Genomic DNA, 15,954 nt, shown 5'->3' with positions numbered 1-15,954 from the left:
CCACATTTGTACGACCGCTGGGGCGGCCGGGGCGACGCGCCGTCAGCCCTCGTAGCGTTCCGGCCGTTCGGGCTTGGCGCTGCGCGACATGAGCTCGCGCATGCACACGTAGGGCGCCTTGCCGTCGCGCACGATGGACACGACGGTGTCGACGATCGGCATCTCGACCCGGTGCCGCCGGGCGAGATCCTGCACGGCGATGCAGGACTTGACGCCTTCGGTGGTCTGCTTGGCGGCCGCGCCGGCTTCCGCGACGGTCATGCCGCGGCCGAGGTTCATGCCGAAGGTGTGGTTCCGCGACAGGGTCGAGGAGCAGGTGGCGACCAGGTCGCCCAGTCCGGCGAGGCCGGCGAAGGTGTGCTGGTCGGCGCCCATCGCGGCGCCCAGGCGCATCGTCTCGGCGAGACCGCGGGTGATGAGCGACGCCTTGGCGTTGTCGCCGAGTTCCATGCCGTCCGCGATGCCCGCGGCCAGGCCGATGACGTTCTTGACGGTGCCGCCGAGTTCGCAGCCGACCACGTCGGTGTTCGTGTACGGGCGGAAGTACGGCGTCATGCACGCGGCCTGGAGGCGCCGCGCGACGTCCTCGTCGGCACACGCCACGACCGTCGCGGCGGGCAGCCGCCGGGCGACCTCGGCGGCCAGGTTGGGTCCGCTGACGACCGCGACGCGGTCCGCGCCGACGCCCGCCACCTCGCCGATGACCTCGCTCATCCGCTTGGCGGTGCCGAGTTCGATGCCCTTCATCAGGCTGACGAGCACAGCGTCGGGGGCGAGCAGCGGCGTCCACGCGGTGAGGTTCTGCCGCAGAACCTGGGCCGGGACGGAGAACAGCGCGAAGTCGGCGCCCGCCGCGGCCTTCGCGGGGTCGGTCGTGGCCGTCACCAGGTCGGGGAGGCGTACGCCGGGCAGGTAGTCGGGGTTCTCGCGGCGGGAGTTGATCGCGTCGACCACGTCCGGGCGGCGGCCGCACAGCGTCACGTCGCAGCCCGCGTCCGCCATGATCATCGCGAAGGCGGTCCCCCAGGAGCCGGTGCCGAACACCGCAGCGCGCGTCACGCGGCGCCGCCTTCGGTGTCGGCGGCCTTGGTCGCGTCGGCTTTGGTGGTATCCGTCTTGGGTTCGTCGGTCTTGGGTTCGTCGACCTTGTCGACCTTCTCGACCTTCTCGGCCTTGTCAGCCTTCTCGGCCTTCTCGGCCTTCTCGACCTTGTCAGCTTTGTCGGCCCGCGGGTCGTCGGCCTTGGTCGCCTCGGTTGCGGGGGCGTCGGTTGCGGGTGCATCGGCTTCTGCCGTCTTCGGCTTGGCGGCCTTGCCCTTGCGGCGCTGCTCGCGCGGCGGGACGGGCTCTTCGCGGAGAAGGGCGAGCAGTTCGGTGACCGCGTCCATGATCTTGTCGGTCGCGCCGCGGAGGACCTCGGAGGTCAACTCGCGGCCGCGGAACTCGTCGAGGTCGACGGGCGGGCCCGCGATCACCTTCATGGTCTTGCGCGGGAACAGCTTGGGGCGCTTGGCGTACGGCGGCAGCAGTTCGTGTGCGCCCCACTGGGCGACCGGGATGACCGGCGCACCGGTGGTCAGCGCGATGCGTGCGGCACCGGTCTTGGCCTGCATCGGCCACAGCGCCTTGTCGCGGGTGATCGTGCCCTCGGGGTAGACCGCGACGCAGTCGCCCTTGTCGACGGCGGCCACGGCGGCGCGGAAGGCCAGCGCGGCGTCCGCGGAGTCGCGGAACACCGGGATCTGGCCGGCACCGGTGATGATGCGGCCGACGACCGGGATCTTGAAGAGCGAAGCCTTGGCCAGGAAGTGCGGTTCACGCCCGGAGTCGTACTGGAAATGCGCGTACGTGAGCGGATCGACGTAGCTGATGTGGTTGACCGCGGTCACGAAGCCGCCTTCGGCCGGGATGTGCTCCATGCCCCGCCAATCGCGCTTGGTGAACAGCAGGAGCACGGGTTTGACCACCACGACCACGACGCGGTACCAGAAGCCGATCCTTCTGCGGGCCATCTGTTTGCGAGCCTCCTGAGTCGTGGTGCGCCGTGTCACTGCTCACACAACCGGCGCCCTGGCTGACCGGATGCCGATTATGTACAAGGGAACACCATGGGGTGATCTCCCCCGGGCATTACCCCCCGGGCCCCGGCGGACGTCCGTAGTTTCCCGTGCGGGTCGTCGTGATGTCGAGAAAGGTCCTCGTCGTCAGGACCCCGCCCGGTCGGCGCGGCGGTTCGGACGAGATCCGAGGCTCTCGCACGGCATTCGGCACCGGCCGGGCATATATGCGGTCCAAGGGGACGGAAAACGGTCGGAAAGCGGTCGGAAATCGGCGTTGCGCCGGACCCGTACGGAATGGCTGGGGAGGGTGAGGCGGAGATGCGATGGCGACTCGTCGTGCCCGTCAAGGCGCTGCCGCGCGCGAAGACCCGGCTGGCGCCCGCGACCGGCGAACACCGCACCGGCCTTGCGCTCGCGTTCGCCGCGGACACGGTGCGCGCCGCCCTGGCGTGCGCGGAAGTCGACGGCGTCCTCGTAGTGACGGACGACGCGCTCGTGAGCGCCGCTGTGCGGGCCGAAGGAGCCGAGACCGTCCCGGACACCCCGGGAGGCCTCAACCGGGCCCTGGAACAGGGCGCCACAGCCGCCGTGGGGCGCTGGCCGCGGTCCGGGGTCGCCGCGCTGTCCGCCGACCTGCCCGCACTGCGCTCCGCCGAACTGGCGCGCGTCCTCCGCGAAGCCTCCCGCCACCCCCGGGCCTTCCTCCCCGACGCGGCCGGAATCGGCACCACCTTGCTGGCGGCCGCTCCCGGGATTCCCCTGGCGCCGGCCTTCGGCGGCGCGTCCCGGGCCCGCCACCGCGCGTCCGGCGCCTACGAACTCGCACTCGCGGACGTGGACTCGGTACGGCGCGATGTGGACACCGGCGAGGACCTGGCCGCCGCGGCGGAGTTGGGGGTGGGCCCGCGCACGGCGGGGGTGCTGCTGGGGGTGGCCGTGGGGTTGCGCCGCGGGTGAGGCGGGGGTGGCGGAGCCGTACGCGGTGTCCGGGAGTTGCGGGCGGCGCGGGGTCGAGGGGGCGCCGAGGTGCTTGAGTCGGTACAGAGCGCGGGTTGGGCTTGAGGGTGTCGGGGCCGGAGTCCGCATGGTGTGGCGGGGAGCGGCCTGAAGGGGCGGGAGCGGCGGCGTGCCGTCGGCTCTGGTTCGCCGCGCGGTAGGGCGTGGGCCGCGGGCCGTAGGCTCGGCCGTATGCAGGGAACCGTGCACACCTTCGACCCCGCCACCCGTTCGGGGACCGTGCTGCTCGACGACGGGACGCCGTTGCCGTACCCGGCGTCGGCCTTCGACGCGTCGGGGTTGCGGCTGCTGCGGCCTGGACAGCGCGTGCGGCTCAAGGTCGAGGGCGAAGGCGCGGAGCGCGCCGCGGTGTTCCTGACCATCGCGACGATGTCCGACCCGTTCGTCTGACCCGGCTCCCCCGCTGGGCCGAACGGCCCAACCCCGGAAGTCGCTTGTCTCCCACGGGAACCACCGACCGCAGGCGCACCGCGCACCCCGTTAGCCCACCCGGGTACCCCCGAACGGCACCGGCACGCAGGGCCACAGCCTGCCCGAGGCCAAGCCGCGCCTGCGAACTCCGGGCGGGGAAAGGCTTTTCACCACCCGGATGGCGTAACCGACCGCCGTAGTCGGCCAGGGGACACGCCGCGGGCGCTCGGCCGGCTCGACGGCGCCGGAAACTCCACGACGGCCGCATTCCCGCCCCGCCAGGGCTCGTTGGCGACCGGCGCCGCACCACGCGCCCCATCAACCGCTCCCCCTCCGCTGCCAGTTCGGCGACGACGCCAGGCCGTGCAGGCACCGGCCCCGGGGCCAAGCACTACGCCGTCCAACACCGGCCGCAGGCACCCCGCCCGCCCGGACCACCGACTGGCCGCTACGGAGCCACCCGTTCGGCCCATCCACCCCGCGCTTCCCGGGACACTGCACGAACCCCCTTGCCCTTCACGGCAACCGAACGACCGGCCCGACCTCGCGAGAGATGCAGCCTGCGTCGGCCGCCCTCTGCAGCGCAGCGTGGGCGGGAAGTCCGCGTAGCCCGGCGGCGCGTGGGCGGCCGGCGCACGGACGGCCGCGAACCACGTCCTCGCCCAAGTCGACCGGCTCCCGGCCCCTCCCCCAAGCCCGTGCCTTTTCCTCTGCCCGACCCCACCCCTACGCGGCCCAGCCCACCCCGGACTTGCCCCCGCCGCGCCTCGCCCGGGCCACAGCCCTCATGCGCCTCCGCTCGACCCCTGCCTCCCGGGCCCAACCCACACCCACCCGGCTCAACCCGTTCCCGACTTACCCCACGCCGCACCCGCACTGCGCCGCGGTCCCCGCGCACCCCAGCCCGCGGCTCCGCGCGCGCCGGCCCCGCACCCACTCGGCCCGACGCGCCACGGACTTGCCCCACGCCGAACCGCACCGCACCGCAGCCCTCACGCGCCCCAACCCCCGCCCTGCGGCGCGCGGCACCGCCCAGCCGAGGCCCTGGCCCCGCGCCGGACTTACCCGCCGGCACCCTCGCACAACGACGACAGGCCGGGCCCTATGGGAAGAAGGGCCCGGCCTGTCGACAGGGGTGCTGCTGTCCGGTTCGGTTCCGGCCGTGCTCGGGAAAGTTCGGCCGGGGTGCCGTCCGGAGACGGCGGGTTCTGCGGTCAGGACTGGCGCAGAGCCGCCGCGGTGTCGCTTACTTCGCCCGCTTGGAGGCGGTCTTCTTGGCCGTGGACTTCGCCGCGGTCTTCTTGGCCGCCGTGGCCTTCGTCGCCGTCTTCTTGGCGGTGGCCGCCTTCTTGGCGACGGTCGCCTTCTTCGCCGCCGGCTTCGCGGCCGCGGTCTTGCGGGTCGCGGGCGCGGTGGTCTTCGCGGCGGTGGTCTTGCGGGCGGTGGTGGCCTTCTTCGCGGCCGACTTCTTGGCGGCGGTCTTCTTGGCCGCCGAGGTTCCCGGACGCGGGGTCGGGCTGGCCTTGGCCGCCGCGCTGCCGGACTTCGGGAGCTTCTTCGCGCCCGAGGTGATGTCCTTGAAGCCCTGGCCCGGGCGGAAGCGCGGGATCGCGGTCTTCTTGACCCGGACGCGCTCGCCGGTCTGCGGGTTGCGGGCGTAGCGGGCCGCCCGGTCCACCTTCTCGAACGAGCCGAACCCGGTGATGGACACGCGGTCTCCGCCCGCGACCGCGCGGATGATGGCGTCGAGGATCGCGTCCACCGCGTCTGCGGCGGCCGCGCGGCCACCCAGTCGGTCCTGGACCGCCTCGACAAGCTGAGCCTTGTTCACGTCTTCCCCTTCGAAAACCGATGCCGTATCAGATAGTCCGGCATTGGGCACGCTAAGCGCCCAATTGTGCTGAAGCAATTACCGAACGGACGAATCACCCTTGTGTCGCAACGGATTACAGACCTCGGCGGTGTCCGCAGCCCGCGCGGACTCCTCGTCCAGCTCGTCCATGAGCTTGGTGAGACGCCGTGCGGCGTCCGCCAGATCGTGTTTTGCGGCATCGGTGACGACAAGGAGGCGGCGAACCAGCGCCACTTTCGCGCCGTCCGGTATGTCGAGCTTACGCACCCGCGCATGGGCATCCTTCAACCGGGTGGCGAGTTCGGCGTATAGCCGGACTTCGTCGGGGCTGTCGGGATGCGCGGGTTGGTCCACACCGTGATTGTGACAGCTCATCCGACAATGGGCCTGTTGAGCCGGATCGGCGGAACCTCCTTACGCCCGGCCGGAAAAGCCCGAAGCGGCGGAGTGCGTGAGCACTCCGCCGCTTCCGCAAGGGAGTTGGCCTGCCTCAGGGTTGGCCCTGACCTGGCCGGAATCCGCGCGCCGCGGGACCCGGACGGGGCCCCGCGGGAGGGGTCAGACGGTCTGCGTCCGGGGCAGCCAACTCGGCCGGGTCGCCTCGAAAGCGGTGACGTCGGCCTCGTGCCGCAGGGTCAGGCCGATGTCGTCCAGGCCCTCCATGAGCCGCCAGCGGGTGTAGTCGTCGATCTCGAAGTCGGCGGCCACGGCGTCGTCTCCCGCCCCGGCCCGGACCTGCCGCGCGTCGAGGTCGACGGTGATCTCGACGGTCGGGTCGGCCTCGGTCAGCGCCCACAGGCGGTCCACGGTCTCCTGCGGGAGGACGACCGTCAGCAGGCCGCCCTTCAGCGAGTTGCCGCGGAAGATGTCCGCGAAGCGCGAGGAGATGACGGCCTTGAAGCCGTAGTTCTGCAGCGCCCATACGGCGTGCTCGCGCGACGAGCCGGTGCCGAAGTCGGGTCCGGCGACCAGCACCGTGGAGCCCGCGCGCTCCGGCCGGTTGAAGACGAACTCGGGGTCCTTGCGCCAGGCCTCGAACAGCCCGTCCTCGAAGCCGGTCTTGGTGACCTTCTTGAGCCAGTGCGCCGGGATGATCTGGTCGGTGTCGACGTTGCTGCGGCGCAGCGGCATCGCCGTACCGGTGTGCGTGACGAACGGTTCCATGGGGATCAGACTCCAGCGGCGGTCAGGTCGGCGGGCGCGGCCAGGCGGCCCAGGACGGCGGTGGCGGCGGCGACCTGGGGCGAGACCAGGTGCGTGCGGCCGCCCTTGCCCTGGCGTCCCTCGAAGTTGCGGTTGGACGTGGACGCGCTGCGCTCGCCGGGGGCGAGCTGGTCCGGGTTCATGCCCAGGCACATCGAGCAGCCCGCGTAACGCCATTCGGCGCCCGCTTCGGTGAAGACCTTGTCCAGGCCTTCGGTGACGGCTTCCAGCGAGACGCGCACCGAGCCGGGGACGACGAGCATGCGCACGCCGTCGGCGACCTTGCGGCCGCGCAGGATGTCGGCGACCGCGCGCAGGTCTTCCATGCGGCCGTTCGTGCACGAGCCGACGAACACCGTGTCGACCTTGATGTCGCGCAGCGCCTGGCCGGCGGTGAGACCCATGTACTCCAGGGCCTTTTCGGCGGCCTGGCGCTCGGACGGGTCGGTGAACGAGTCCGGCTGGGGCACATTCGCGGACAGCGGCGCGCCCTGGCCCGGGTTGGTTCCCCAGGTGACGAACGGCGCCAGGTCGGCCGCGTCGATGACGACCTCGTGGTCGAATTCGGCGTCGTCGTCGGTCTTCAGCGACGTCCAGTACTCGACCGCGGCGTCCCAGTCGGCGCCCTGCGGGGCGTGGTCGCGGCCCTTGAGGTAGGCGAACGTCGTCGCGTCCGGCGCGATCATGCCGGCGCGGGCGCCCGCTTCGATCGACATGTTGCAGACGGTCATCCGGCCTTCCACGGACAGGTTCCGGATGGCCTCGCCGCGGTATTCGATGACGTAGCCCTGGCCGCCGCCGGTGCCGATCTGCGCGATGACCGCGAGGATCAGGTCCTTGGCCGTGACCCCGGCGGGCAGTTCGCCGTTGACCGTGACGGCCATCGTCTTGAACGGCGCCATGGGCAGCGTCTGGGTGGCCAGCACGTGCTCGACCTGGCTGGTGCCGATGCCGAACGCCAGCGCGCCGAACGCGCCGTGCGTGGAGGTGTGGCTGTCGCCGCAGACGACGGTCATGCCCGGCTGGGTCAGGCCCAGCTGCGGGCCGACGACGTGCACGACGCCCTGCTCGACGTCGCCGAGCGAGTGGATCCGGACCCCGAACTCCGCGGCGTTGCGGCGCAGCGTCTCCAGCTGGACCCGCGACACCGGGTCGGCGATGGGCTTGTCGATGTCGAGGGTGGGGGTGTTGTGGTCCTCGGTCGCGATCGTGAGATCGGTCCGGCGGACCGGGCGGCCGGCCTGGCGCAGGCCGTCGAAGGCCTGCGGGCTGGTCACCTCGTGCAGCAGGTGCAGGTCGATGTAGAGCAGGTCGGGCTCACCTTCAGCACGACGCACGACGTGTGCGTCCCAGACCTTCTCCGCGAGTGTCCGTCCCATCGCTGTCCCTCCGGTCGGCGTCGTTGCCGACTTTCCTGTGTCGTGTGTGCCGGGACCCGCGTCCGGCGGCGTCCCGCCGTCCCGGTCGTTCCGGCGGCGGTGCGCACGGCCCGCTTCCGCGCCACCCACCCGCGGCGCACAGTCCCTGCGTTTCGCACTCTGCCATCATGCCTGTCCGATATGGACTTGCGTCTCGTCATTCGAGACGGCAATATCAGAGCATGGACAACTCTAGCGGAGTCGGCGTGCTCGACAAGGCCGCTGTCGTGCTGGCCGCGCTCGAAGCCGGTCCCGCGACGCTGGCGGGCTTGGTCGCCACGACCGGACTGGCCCGACCCACCGCCCACCGCCTCGCGGTGGCGTTGGAACACCACCGTCTCGTCGCCCGGGACATGCAGGGACGCTTCGTGCTCGGTCCGCGTCTGGCGGAGCTGGCCGCGGCGGCCGGCGAGGACCGGCTGCTGGCCGCCGCGCACCCGGTGCTCGCGCACCTGCGCGACGTCACCGGGGAGAGCGCGCAGCTCTACCGGCGGCAGGGCGACATGCGCGTCTGCGTGGCGGCGGCCGAGCGGCTGTCCGGGCTGCGGGACACCGTGCCGGTGGGCAGCACACTGCCGATGAAGGCCGGCTCGGCGGCCCAGTGCCTGCTCGCATGGGAGGAGCCCGAGCGGCTGCACCGCGGGCTGCAGGGCGCCCGGTTCACCGCGACCACGCTGTCCGGCGTGCGGCGCCGCGGCTGGGCACAGAGCATCGGCGAGCGCGAACCGGGCGTCGCCTCGGTCTCCGCGGCGGTGCGCGGCCCCAGCAACCGCGTCGTGGCGGCCGTGTCGGTGTCCGGTCCGATCGAGCGCCTCACCCGGCACCCGGGCCGGCTGCACGCGCAGGCGGTCATGGAGGCCGCGGCGAAGCTGTCGGACGCGCTGCGCAAGGCCCAGGTCGACGTCTGATCCGGCGGGGCGGGCCGGTTCGCCCCCCTGTCGACCCGGCCTCCGTCGACTGTACGTCCGTCACCGCCGATCCGGCGTCGAGCGGCGAAATCCGGACACGCCCACGGTGCCCCCGCGGCGTCGCGCACGCGTCCCCCGGGGCGCCGCACAGGCCCCCGGAAACACGTCCGGCGCGCACCCCCAGTGAGGCGCACGCCGGATCACGGCACGGTTACGGTGTGGTCAAGTCGACTCTCACGCGTCAGGGTCGAAGGTCTTCCATCCGTCGCCCCACGGGTCGTCCGCCGGGCCTCCCGCGGCGTCCAGCGGAGGGTGGCCGGGGGCCGGCGACTGCCCCTTGCGGGACTTGTCCGCGGTCGGCTTGCGCACCGGCGGGAAGGCCGCCGCGGCGGGCGGCTCGGCCTTGCGCGCGGGCTTGGCGGCCGACGCGGCGGGCTTCGCCGCCGGCTTGGCGGCCGGTGCCGCGGGCTTGCCGGACAGCGGCGCCGTCGGCAGCGGGCTGGGCGCCTTCATCGGGTTCGGCGGCACGAGCGGAAGCGGCGCTTCCGCTCCGGACCGGGCCTGTTCGCGGCCCGAGACGAAGCTGTCGAGCCGGTTGCGCACGTCCTGCGGATCTCGGGACAGGCCCAGCGGAATCGCGGGCATCACCCCCGCCACGACGTCGGCCGCCGCCCCCGGGACCAGGTTCGCCTGCGGCAGCCGCCGCGGCAGTCCCGAGTTCGTCGTGCCTTCCACCACCGGCTCACGCGCGGCCAGAGCTGCGCGCCAGCTGTTGTCGTCCACCGAACCCCCATCTCGGTTCGTCCGCCGTCGATTTACACCATGATCAGTTGCATATCGATTGGGCAACGGAAATTGCTGCCTCGACAGTAGCAACGCCCGACATGACGTGGGGGTTCCGGGGTCCGCGATCTCTGACGTTGTCACAGTTCTGTGAAACTTCCGCACGATCGGACCACAGCACGCGCAAGCACCGATGGCCGGAAACCACCCCCGGAAAAGCCGATCGGGCGGACTCCCCGGCTGGGGAGTCCGCCCGATCCGCCGCGTTTCCGCGGACGCCCGCGGCAGAGCCGCGGTGCCCGACTAGCGCAGCCGCGCCATCAGCGCGTGCTCGACCAGCGTGATCAGCGTCGACTTCGCCGACTCGCGGCGCCGTGCGTCGCAGCTGACGATCGGCGTCTCGGGGCCGATCTGCAGGGCCTCGCGCACGTCGTCCGCGTGGTGGGTCTGCAGGCCGTCCCAGCAGTTGAGCGCGATGATGAACGGCAGCCCGCTGTTCTCGAAGTAGTCGATCGCGGGGAAGCAGTCCGCCAGACGGCGGGTGTCCACGATCACGACCGCGCCGATCGCGCCGCGCACCAGGTCGTCCCACATGAACCAGAACCGGTGCTGCCCCGGGGTGCCGAACAGGTAGAGGATCAGATCCTCGTCCAGGGTGATACGCCCGAAGTCCATCGCGACGGTCGTCGTCGCCTTGTCCGGGGTCGCGGCGATGTCGTCGATTCCCGCGCTCGCGGAGGTCATCACGGCCTCCGTACGCAGCGGAGCGATCTCCGAGACGGCCCCGACCAGGGTCGTCTTGCCCACGCCGAAGCCGCCCGCGACGACGATCTTGGCGGAGGTCGTGGAGGACCGCGGTGCCGGGACGCCGCCCGGGCTAGAGCTTGCGAAGTCCACTGAGCACCCTTTCGAGCAGCGACACGTCCGGCTGCCCCTGGTCGTTCCCCGGCTGATGGATGACCACGAGTCCGGCCTCGGCGAGGTCCGCGACCAGCACGCGGGCCACGCCGAGCGGGATGGAGATCAGGGCCGAAATCTCGGCGACCGACTTGACCTGCCGGCACAGATCACAAATGCGCTGGTGCTCGGGCAGCAGGCCAGGCGGGTTCGCCACCTGGGGTGTGGTGGTGACCAACGCTTCCAGCGCGAGCTGGTAGCGCGGCCTGGTCCGTCCACCCGTCATGGCGTACGGGCGGACCAGGGTCTCGTGGAACTCCTGGTCCCCGTGATCGGACATCTCCGGATGAGTCATCGCGGCAGGGCACCTTGGAGTTCTGCGCGAAGAGCCGGAGTGAGGACCGTGCCGGCGCGGTCCACCAGCAGGGCCATCTCGTAGCCGATGAGGCCGATGTCGCACTCCGGCGAGGCCAGTACGGCCAGCGAGGACCCGTCGGAGATCGACATGATGAACAGGAAACCCCGTTCCATCTCGACCACCGTCTGCGTGACGTGCCCGCCCTCGAAGATGCGCGACGCACCCTGGGTCAGGCTGGTCAGGCCGGATGCCACGGCGGCGAGCTGGTCCGCTCGGTCCCGCGGGAAGCCCTCGGACAGGGCGAGCAGCAGGCCGTCCGCGGAGACCACGACCGTGTGGGACACCCCGGGGGTGTTGTCCACGAAATTCGTGATCAGCCAGTTCAGGTTCTGCGCGGCCTGGCTCAACTCAGTCATGCCTGCTCCTGGTTGTTCTGGTCACGAGGCTGCGGGGCCGATCCCCCGGCCCCGGCAGTGCGACCCTGCTGAATGCCTCGGCGGAAGTTTGTCAGGCGACCCCGCACGTCGTCAGGGTTGCGCGAAAGTCCCGGACCACTCTGCGGCGGGACGGGCGCCGGACCGGCCGGCGTACCCGGGACACTCGGTGCGGCCGGCATCGCCGGACGCGCCGCGGGGGCGGCACCGTCCACTCCGCCGGGCACCAGGTTCGCGCGCGGAACACGGCGCGGCAGACCGGCCGTCGTCGTTCCGCCCGAGGCGGGCTCGCGGACGGCCTCGGCCGCCCGGAAACCCTCGTCTCCGGCCGAATACCAGCCGGACTGCACCGCTTCCGGTGCCTGCTCGGCCGGCGCTGCGTGCGCGGCCTGGCGGGGCACCGGCTGCCCGGGCGCCTCCGCCGGAGCGGCGGGGCCCGCGTGCGAGCGGCGCGGGAGGCGACCGTCGGGGTCCGTGCCGCGCTGCGGCAGCAGCTCGTCCGTCCCCTCGTCGACCGGCTCGTCGACTCCGCCGCGGCCCGCGCTGCGCACCTGGGCGGCGCGCATGCGGCCGCCGCGGCCGGTGCGGCGGTGGAACCAGTCCGACTCGAGCGTGTCGAAGATCGGGGACCGCTCGTCCTCGACCGTCATCGGCACGGCCGGGGCTTCCAGCGCGTTGACCGGCTCCTGCGCGGGCAGTTCGCGCTGGGGCTGCGGCATCGGGACCGGCTGCGGGACGCCCGGCGCCCGGACCGGCTCCGGCCGGCCCGCGAGGCCGTGGCCCGCATCGTGGCGGCCGTCCTGCGGCTGCCCGGGCATCCCCGGGCCGTCGCGGAACATGCCGCGCTGGTCGGGCGCGTCCTGCTGCGGACGGCCCGGCGCCGGCTGGCCCTCGCCACCGCGGTGCAGCGCACGCGGCTCGCCTTCGCGGCGGGCCGGCATCGCCGGCTGGCGCAGCGCGGGAAGCGCGTCGCCGGCCGTCGGCTGCGCCTGGGCGCGGGTCGCCTCGGGACGCCGCTGGGGCGCCTCGTAGGCGGGCATCTGCGCGGGCGGGGCGACGGGGGCGAGGCCCTCGTAGTCCTGCCCCGGCTGGCCCTGCTGACCCGGCTGGCCCGGCTGGACCTGCGGGGTCTGCTGGGTCTGCCACGCGGAAGCGCGCTGCTGCTGCGGGTCGGCCACCGGGTAGGCCCCGGTCTCCGGACCGCGGCGCGGCAGACCGGCGGCCCGGTCGTTGCCGCTGTGCTCGGCCGGCTCCTGGTCGAACTGGGGCTGCGGGTACGCCTGCTGGTCGTACTCGCCGCGCCCGTAGCCGGGCGCCTGGCCGAAGTCCCCGACGGCCGGCTGCTGCTGCGTCCGGTCGTACTGCGGGCGTTCGTACGCGGGCTGCTGCTGCGTCTGCTGCGGCAGCGGCTCGCCGTCCCGGAACGGGGACGCGAACTGTGCGGTGCCGGTCCGGGGGTCGTCCGCACGCGGCGGCTGAGGCGCTTGGGGCGCCTGCGGGGCCACCGGGGCGAACGGGTTGTCCGGGTCGGCCGCGGGGGTGAACGGCGTGCCGGGGAACGGCGTGTCGTGCGTGGCCGGGCCCTCGCCGAACATCGACGCGGGCTCGTAGCCCGACGGCTGCCCCGCCGGGTTCGCCTGCGGCATGGCGGACGTGTCCGACAGGCCGTTGGCACCGTTGGCGGTGTGCGCGCCGTTGGCGGTGCCACCGCGCTGCGGCAGCAGGCGCGGCGGCTCGCTGCGTCCGGCCTCCGGGCCGGGGCGCTGCGGGCCGGGCGCGGCCGACGCGGGCAGCGCCGGCATTTCCTGCGACGAGGTGAGCGCGTCGGGCTGCCAGCCCTTCTCCACCGCGGGGCGCTCGCCGGTGTTGCCGTTCTTGTCCCAGGCGCCGCCGGGGCGGTCGCCCTGGATCAGCTCGATGGGGAGCATGACCAGCGCGGTGGTGCCGCCGCCGTCGCCGGGGCGCAGCTGGACGCGGATGCCGTGCCGGGTCGACAGGCGGCCGACCACGAACAGGCCCATGCGCCGCGATATGGAGACGTCGACCACCGGCGGCCGGGCGAGACGCTGGTTCGCGTCCGCCAGGTCGTCGCCGGTGAGGCCGATGCCGTTGTCGTGGATCTCGATCAGCGCGCGGCCGTCCGGAAGGATGTGGCCGGTCACGCGGACCTTGGTGTGCGGGCTGGAGAACGTGGTGGAGTTCTCCAGCAGCTCGGCGAGCAGGTGCACGAGGTCGTTGACCGCGCGGCCCGCGATGTCGGTGGTCGGCAGCGCGCCGAGTTCGACGCGCTCGTACTGCTCCACCTCGGAGGCCGCGGCACGGAGCACGTCGACCAGCGGGACGGGGCGGGTCCACCGGCGTCCGGGCTCTTCACCCGCGAGGACCAGAAGGTTTTCACCGTTGCGGCGCATACGCGTCGCGAGGTGGTCGAGCTTGAACAGGTTGGCGAGCTGGTCCGGGTCGGCCTCGCGGTTCTCCAGGTCGGAGATGAGCGCGAGCTGGCGCTGGATCAGGCTCTGGCTGCGGCGCGACAGGTTGACGAACATCGAGTTGACGTTGCCGCGGAGGAGCGCCTGTTCGGCCGCGAGGCGGACCGCTTCGGCGTGGACCGCGTCGAAGGCGCGGGCCACCTGGCCGACTTCGTCGCGGGTGGCGACGCCGATCGGTTCGACCGTGAGGTCGACGTCGCCCGGCTCGGACTCGGACAGTCGGCGAACCGTTTCCGGCAGCCGCTGTTCGGCGATCTCGAGCGCGCTGCGGCGCAGCGTGTTGAGCGAGCGGACCAGCGAACGCGCCACGATCACACCGAGGATGATCGTGATGAGCAGCGCCGCGACGACGAGCACGGTGTTGATGAGGGCTTCCTGGCGAGCGTCGTCACGCAGGCTGTCCGCCTGGGTGAGCAGCTCGTCGCCCATCACCGTCTCGACCTTCATCAGCTCGGTGACCTTGCCGTTGGTCAGCGCCCAAGCGCTGTCCGCGGAGAAGCCCGGTGTCGCGCCGATGCCCTTGGTGGGTTTGTCCTGCGGGTTCATGGCGGCGTTCACGTTGACGAGCAACGCCATGACGTCGCCGGCCTTGCCCTTGGCGGCCGCGGAGTCGTACATCTTGCGCGACGATTCCGTGGCGATCGACTTGAACTTGCGGACCGCCTCGTCGTCGGACGGGATGATGCTGCGGAAGCCTTCGCGGGCGTCCGCGAAGGCTTCGTTCGGCTTGGCGCCGTACGCGGCCAGAATCGCGCGCTCCACCGAGGCGTAGGCCTTCAGTTCGCCGAACAGGCCGAGGGCGCGGGCGCCCTGGATCAGGTCCGGGTCGCGGGTGATTTCCGGCGCCTGCTGGTTGATGGCCAGCAGTTGGATGATGATCTTTTGGTAGTCCTGGATCGTGATGAACGGCGTACTGCTCTGGTACGCCGACTTCCGGATCGTGCCCAGGTTGCCCATCTGGGTGCGGATGGTCGCGGTCGTCGCCTTGATCAGCGGCAGCGAGTCCATGTCCAGCCGGGCGAATGCCGCCTGCAGGCGGTCGTACTGGTCGTTCGTCTGCTTGTAGAGACCCTGGATCGTCTGGTTTGTCTCGGCGCTTGCGCCGCCCATGATCAGCGGGGCGCTTTGGTCGCGCTCCTCCTCCAGTGCCGCGACCAGCGTCGTGGACTCGTTGATGACGTCGCCGGCTTTCTGCACGACGTCCATCTCACGCGTCTTGTCCACGGAAGACTGGATGCGCAGGCCACCGAGCAAGGCCGCGACGACGACCGGCAGCAGCAGCAGCGCGGTGATGCGCGTGCGGATGCGCCAGTTCTTGATGGAGAAAAGCAGCTTCAACCGCGAAGGAGCCGCAGGGGCTCGACTGGCGGTTGGCTCTTGGGGCGGGCGCATGTCTGCGGACCCGGCAGCGGCCGGGGCTTCCGCGGAATCCTGCTGCCTCTTCCGACGTCCCTGCACTAGCTTCGCAACCTCTTGTGACCAGTCGTTGACCCGCCGGATCGGCGAGGCTTGTGTGCGGAGATCCCGGACGGGACCGCGCTTGGGAACCACCCCCGTGGTCGCACGCATTTCAGCACAGCACAAGGGCCGCAACAAGATAGCGGGGTCGGGAAAAATCCGGACACCGGAGAAGTGGCCGAGTCAATACCTTTGTCCGATTCCGACCCGTTATTACCGGCTGCTTTCGGACAAATCGACACGGGTTTGACGCGAATACCGGGAGGTCAAAATCACAGGTTTACCCAGGAACTCCGTCACGTATCGCAGGCAAGCCGTCACAGACCGCTACCCTATCGCTTTCGCCCGCCTCGGATTGCTGTAACCAACAGTAACCTTGATATTCAGAGGCTTCCGCCGAACCCGCCGAAATCGAAGGGACGGATCTTTCCGCCATGGGCCTGAGCACGCACCGCACCAACACCGCCAACCCGCGCCGCACCCAGGTCGACACCGTGCCGGTCCGTCCCCAAGACGCCGCCGACGACGCCGTGCAGCCGCCGGCCACCGGCCCGACGGCCAACCCGCGCCGCACCAACCTGGTCGAGCTCCAGGACTGAGCGCGCCCAGCGCCCGCGCACCCGGACGGGCCTCGGCGGCGGTAATGCGGCGGAGGCCCGCGGCCGG

General features: G+C 71.9%; 15 protein-coding genes. 4 read left to right on the top strand and 11 right to left on the bottom strand.

Annotated elements, in window-relative coordinates; translation table 11 throughout:
• Positions 1-42 precede the first annotated feature (42 nt).
• Positions 43-1,059, bottom strand: a complete 1,017-nt coding sequence (locus ACPA54_RS22695) for an NAD(P)H-dependent glycerol-3-phosphate dehydrogenase (protein ID WP_423532540.1) — start codon at positions 1,057-1,059, stop codon at positions 43-45.
• Positions 1,056-2,012 carry a lysophospholipid acyltransferase family protein gene (locus tag ACPA54_RS22690; RefSeq protein WP_423532538.1) on the bottom strand — a complete coding sequence of 319 codons (957 nt, stop codon included), beginning with the start codon at positions 2,010-2,012 and terminating at the stop codon, positions 1,056-1,058. Before ACPA54_RS22690 ends, ACPA54_RS22695 begins: the two co-directional genes overlap by 4 nt.
• Positions 2,013-2,378: 366 nt before the next feature.
• Between ACPA54_RS22690 and cofC the strand changes: the two genes are divergently transcribed.
• The gene (gene cofC, locus ACPA54_RS22685; RefSeq protein ID WP_423532536.1) at positions 2,379-3,017 is read left to right on the top strand and encodes a 2-phospho-L-lactate guanylyltransferase; all 639 of its coding nucleotides are present in this window, start codon (positions 2,379-2,381) and stop codon (positions 3,015-3,017) included.
• Between the two features lie 231 nt (positions 3,018-3,248).
• The gene (locus tag ACPA54_RS22680) at positions 3,249-3,467 is read left to right on the top strand and encodes a cold-shock protein (RefSeq protein ID WP_345673246.1); all 219 of its coding nucleotides are present in this window, start codon (positions 3,249-3,251) and stop codon (positions 3,465-3,467) included.
• A 1,267-nt stretch (positions 3,468-4,734) separates the two neighbouring features.
• On the opposite strand, the gene ACPA54_RS22675 is transcribed toward ACPA54_RS22680, so the two are convergent.
• From ACPA54_RS22675 to leuC, 4 genes are all read right to left on the bottom strand, one after another.
• The gene (locus tag ACPA54_RS22675; protein WP_345673245.1) at positions 4,735-5,319 is read right to left on the bottom strand and encodes an HU family DNA-binding protein; all 585 of its coding nucleotides are present in this window, start codon (positions 5,317-5,319) and stop codon (positions 4,735-4,737) included.
• 78 nt (positions 5,320-5,397) lie between these two features.
• On the bottom strand, positions 5,398-5,715 hold the full coding sequence (locus ACPA54_RS22670) for an SCO5555 family protein (RefSeq protein ID WP_345673244.1): 318 nt from the start codon (positions 5,713-5,715) through the stop codon (positions 5,398-5,400).
• A 183-nt stretch (positions 5,716-5,898) separates the two neighbouring features.
• Positions 5,899-6,504, bottom strand: coding sequence for a 3-isopropylmalate dehydratase small subunit (gene leuD, locus ACPA54_RS22665; protein ID WP_423532533.1), 606 nt, complete (start codon positions 6,502-6,504; stop codon positions 5,899-5,901).
• A gap of 5 nt (positions 6,505-6,509) precedes the next feature.
• On the bottom strand, positions 6,510-7,922 hold the full coding sequence (gene leuC, locus ACPA54_RS22660) for a 3-isopropylmalate dehydratase large subunit (protein ID WP_423532531.1): 1,413 nt from the start codon (positions 7,920-7,922) through the stop codon (positions 6,510-6,512).
• A 221-nt stretch (positions 7,923-8,143) separates the two neighbouring features.
• On the opposite strand from leuC, the gene ACPA54_RS22655 reads away from it, so the two are divergent.
• Positions 8,144-8,869 (top strand): IclR family transcriptional regulator, encoded by a 726-nt coding sequence (locus ACPA54_RS22655; RefSeq protein WP_231778302.1) that lies wholly within the window; start codon positions 8,144-8,146, stop codon positions 8,867-8,869.
• 234 nt (positions 8,870-9,103) lie between these two features.
• Here the strand turns inward: ACPA54_RS22655 and ACPA54_RS22650 are convergent, their stop codons facing one another.
• The 5 genes from ACPA54_RS22650 to ACPA54_RS22630 all read right to left on the bottom strand — a co-directional run bounded on the left by ACPA54_RS22650 (position 9,104) and on the right by ACPA54_RS22630 (position 15,168).
• A complete protein-coding gene (locus ACPA54_RS22650; RefSeq protein ID WP_423532529.1) occupies positions 9,104-9,652 on the bottom strand; it encodes a hypothetical protein in 549 nt (182 codons plus the stop codon).
• A 303-nt stretch (positions 9,653-9,955) separates the two neighbouring features.
• The gene (locus ACPA54_RS22645) at positions 9,956-10,549 is read right to left on the bottom strand and encodes a GTP-binding protein (protein ID WP_345673240.1); all 594 of its coding nucleotides are present in this window, start codon (positions 10,547-10,549) and stop codon (positions 9,956-9,958) included.
• Positions 10,530-11,009: a DUF742 domain-containing protein gene (locus ACPA54_RS22640; RefSeq protein WP_423532527.1), complete on the bottom strand. Its 480-nt coding sequence runs from the start codon at positions 11,007-11,009 to the stop codon at positions 10,530-10,532. The genes ACPA54_RS22645 and ACPA54_RS22640 overlap by 20 nt, the downstream gene beginning before the upstream one ends.
• A complete protein-coding gene (locus tag ACPA54_RS22635) occupies positions 10,901-11,323 on the bottom strand; it encodes a roadblock/LC7 domain-containing protein (RefSeq protein WP_231778306.1) in 423 nt (140 codons plus the stop codon). The genes ACPA54_RS22640 and ACPA54_RS22635 overlap by 109 nt, the downstream gene beginning before the upstream one ends.
• Positions 11,320-15,168, bottom strand: coding sequence for a sensor histidine kinase (locus tag ACPA54_RS22630; RefSeq protein WP_423532525.1), 3,849 nt, complete (start codon positions 15,166-15,168; stop codon positions 11,320-11,322). Before ACPA54_RS22630 ends, ACPA54_RS22635 begins: the two co-directional genes overlap by 4 nt.
• A 554-nt stretch (positions 15,169-15,722) precedes the next feature.
• On the opposite strand from ACPA54_RS22630, the gene ACPA54_RS22625 reads away from it, so the two are divergent.
• Complete coding sequence (locus ACPA54_RS22625; RefSeq protein WP_423532523.1) at positions 15,723-15,887, top strand: hypothetical protein; 165 nt, start codon at positions 15,723-15,725, stop codon at positions 15,885-15,887.
• Positions 15,888-15,954 lie beyond the last annotated feature (67 nt).

The sequence above is a fragment of the Uniformispora flossi genome (assembly GCF_049534875.1).
Lineage (GTDB): Bacteria > Actinomycetota > Actinomycetes > Streptomycetales > Streptomycetaceae > Yinghuangia > Yinghuangia aomiensis.
This window is presented reverse-complemented; position numbering and strand designations above follow the sequence as displayed.

Bases quoted from the DNA above. Each gene is read 5' to 3' on its own strand.
- ACPA54_RS22690 (WP_423532538.1), bottom strand. From the start codon at position 2,012: ATGGCCCGCAGAAGGATCGGCTTCTGGTACCGCGTCGTGGTCGTGGTG.
- cofC (WP_423532536.1), top strand. From the start codon at position 2,379: ATGCGATGGCGACTCGTCGTGCCCGTCAAGGCGCTGCCGCGCGCGAAG.
- ACPA54_RS22680 (WP_345673246.1), top strand. From the start codon at position 3,249: ATGCAGGGAACCGTGCACACCTTCGACCCCGCCACCCGTTCGGGGACC.
- ACPA54_RS22670 (WP_345673244.1), bottom strand. From the start codon at position 5,715: ATGAGCTGTCACAATCACGGTGTGGACCAACCCGCGCATCCCGACAGC.
- leuD (WP_423532533.1), bottom strand. From the start codon at position 6,504: ATGGAACCGTTCGTCACGCACACCGGTACGGCGATGCCGCTGCGCCGC.
- leuC (WP_423532531.1), bottom strand. From the start codon at position 7,922: ATGGGACGGACACTCGCGGAGAAGGTCTGGGACGCACACGTCGTGCGT.
- ACPA54_RS22655 (WP_231778302.1), top strand. From the start codon at position 8,144: ATGGACAACTCTAGCGGAGTCGGCGTGCTCGACAAGGCCGCTGTCGTG.
- ACPA54_RS22635 (WP_231778306.1), bottom strand. From the start codon at position 11,323: ATGACTGAGTTGAGCCAGGCCGCGCAGAACCTGAACTGGCTGATCACG.
- ACPA54_RS22625 (WP_423532523.1), top strand. From the start codon at position 15,723: ATGGGCCTGAGCACGCACCGCACCAACACCGCCAACCCGCGCCGCACC.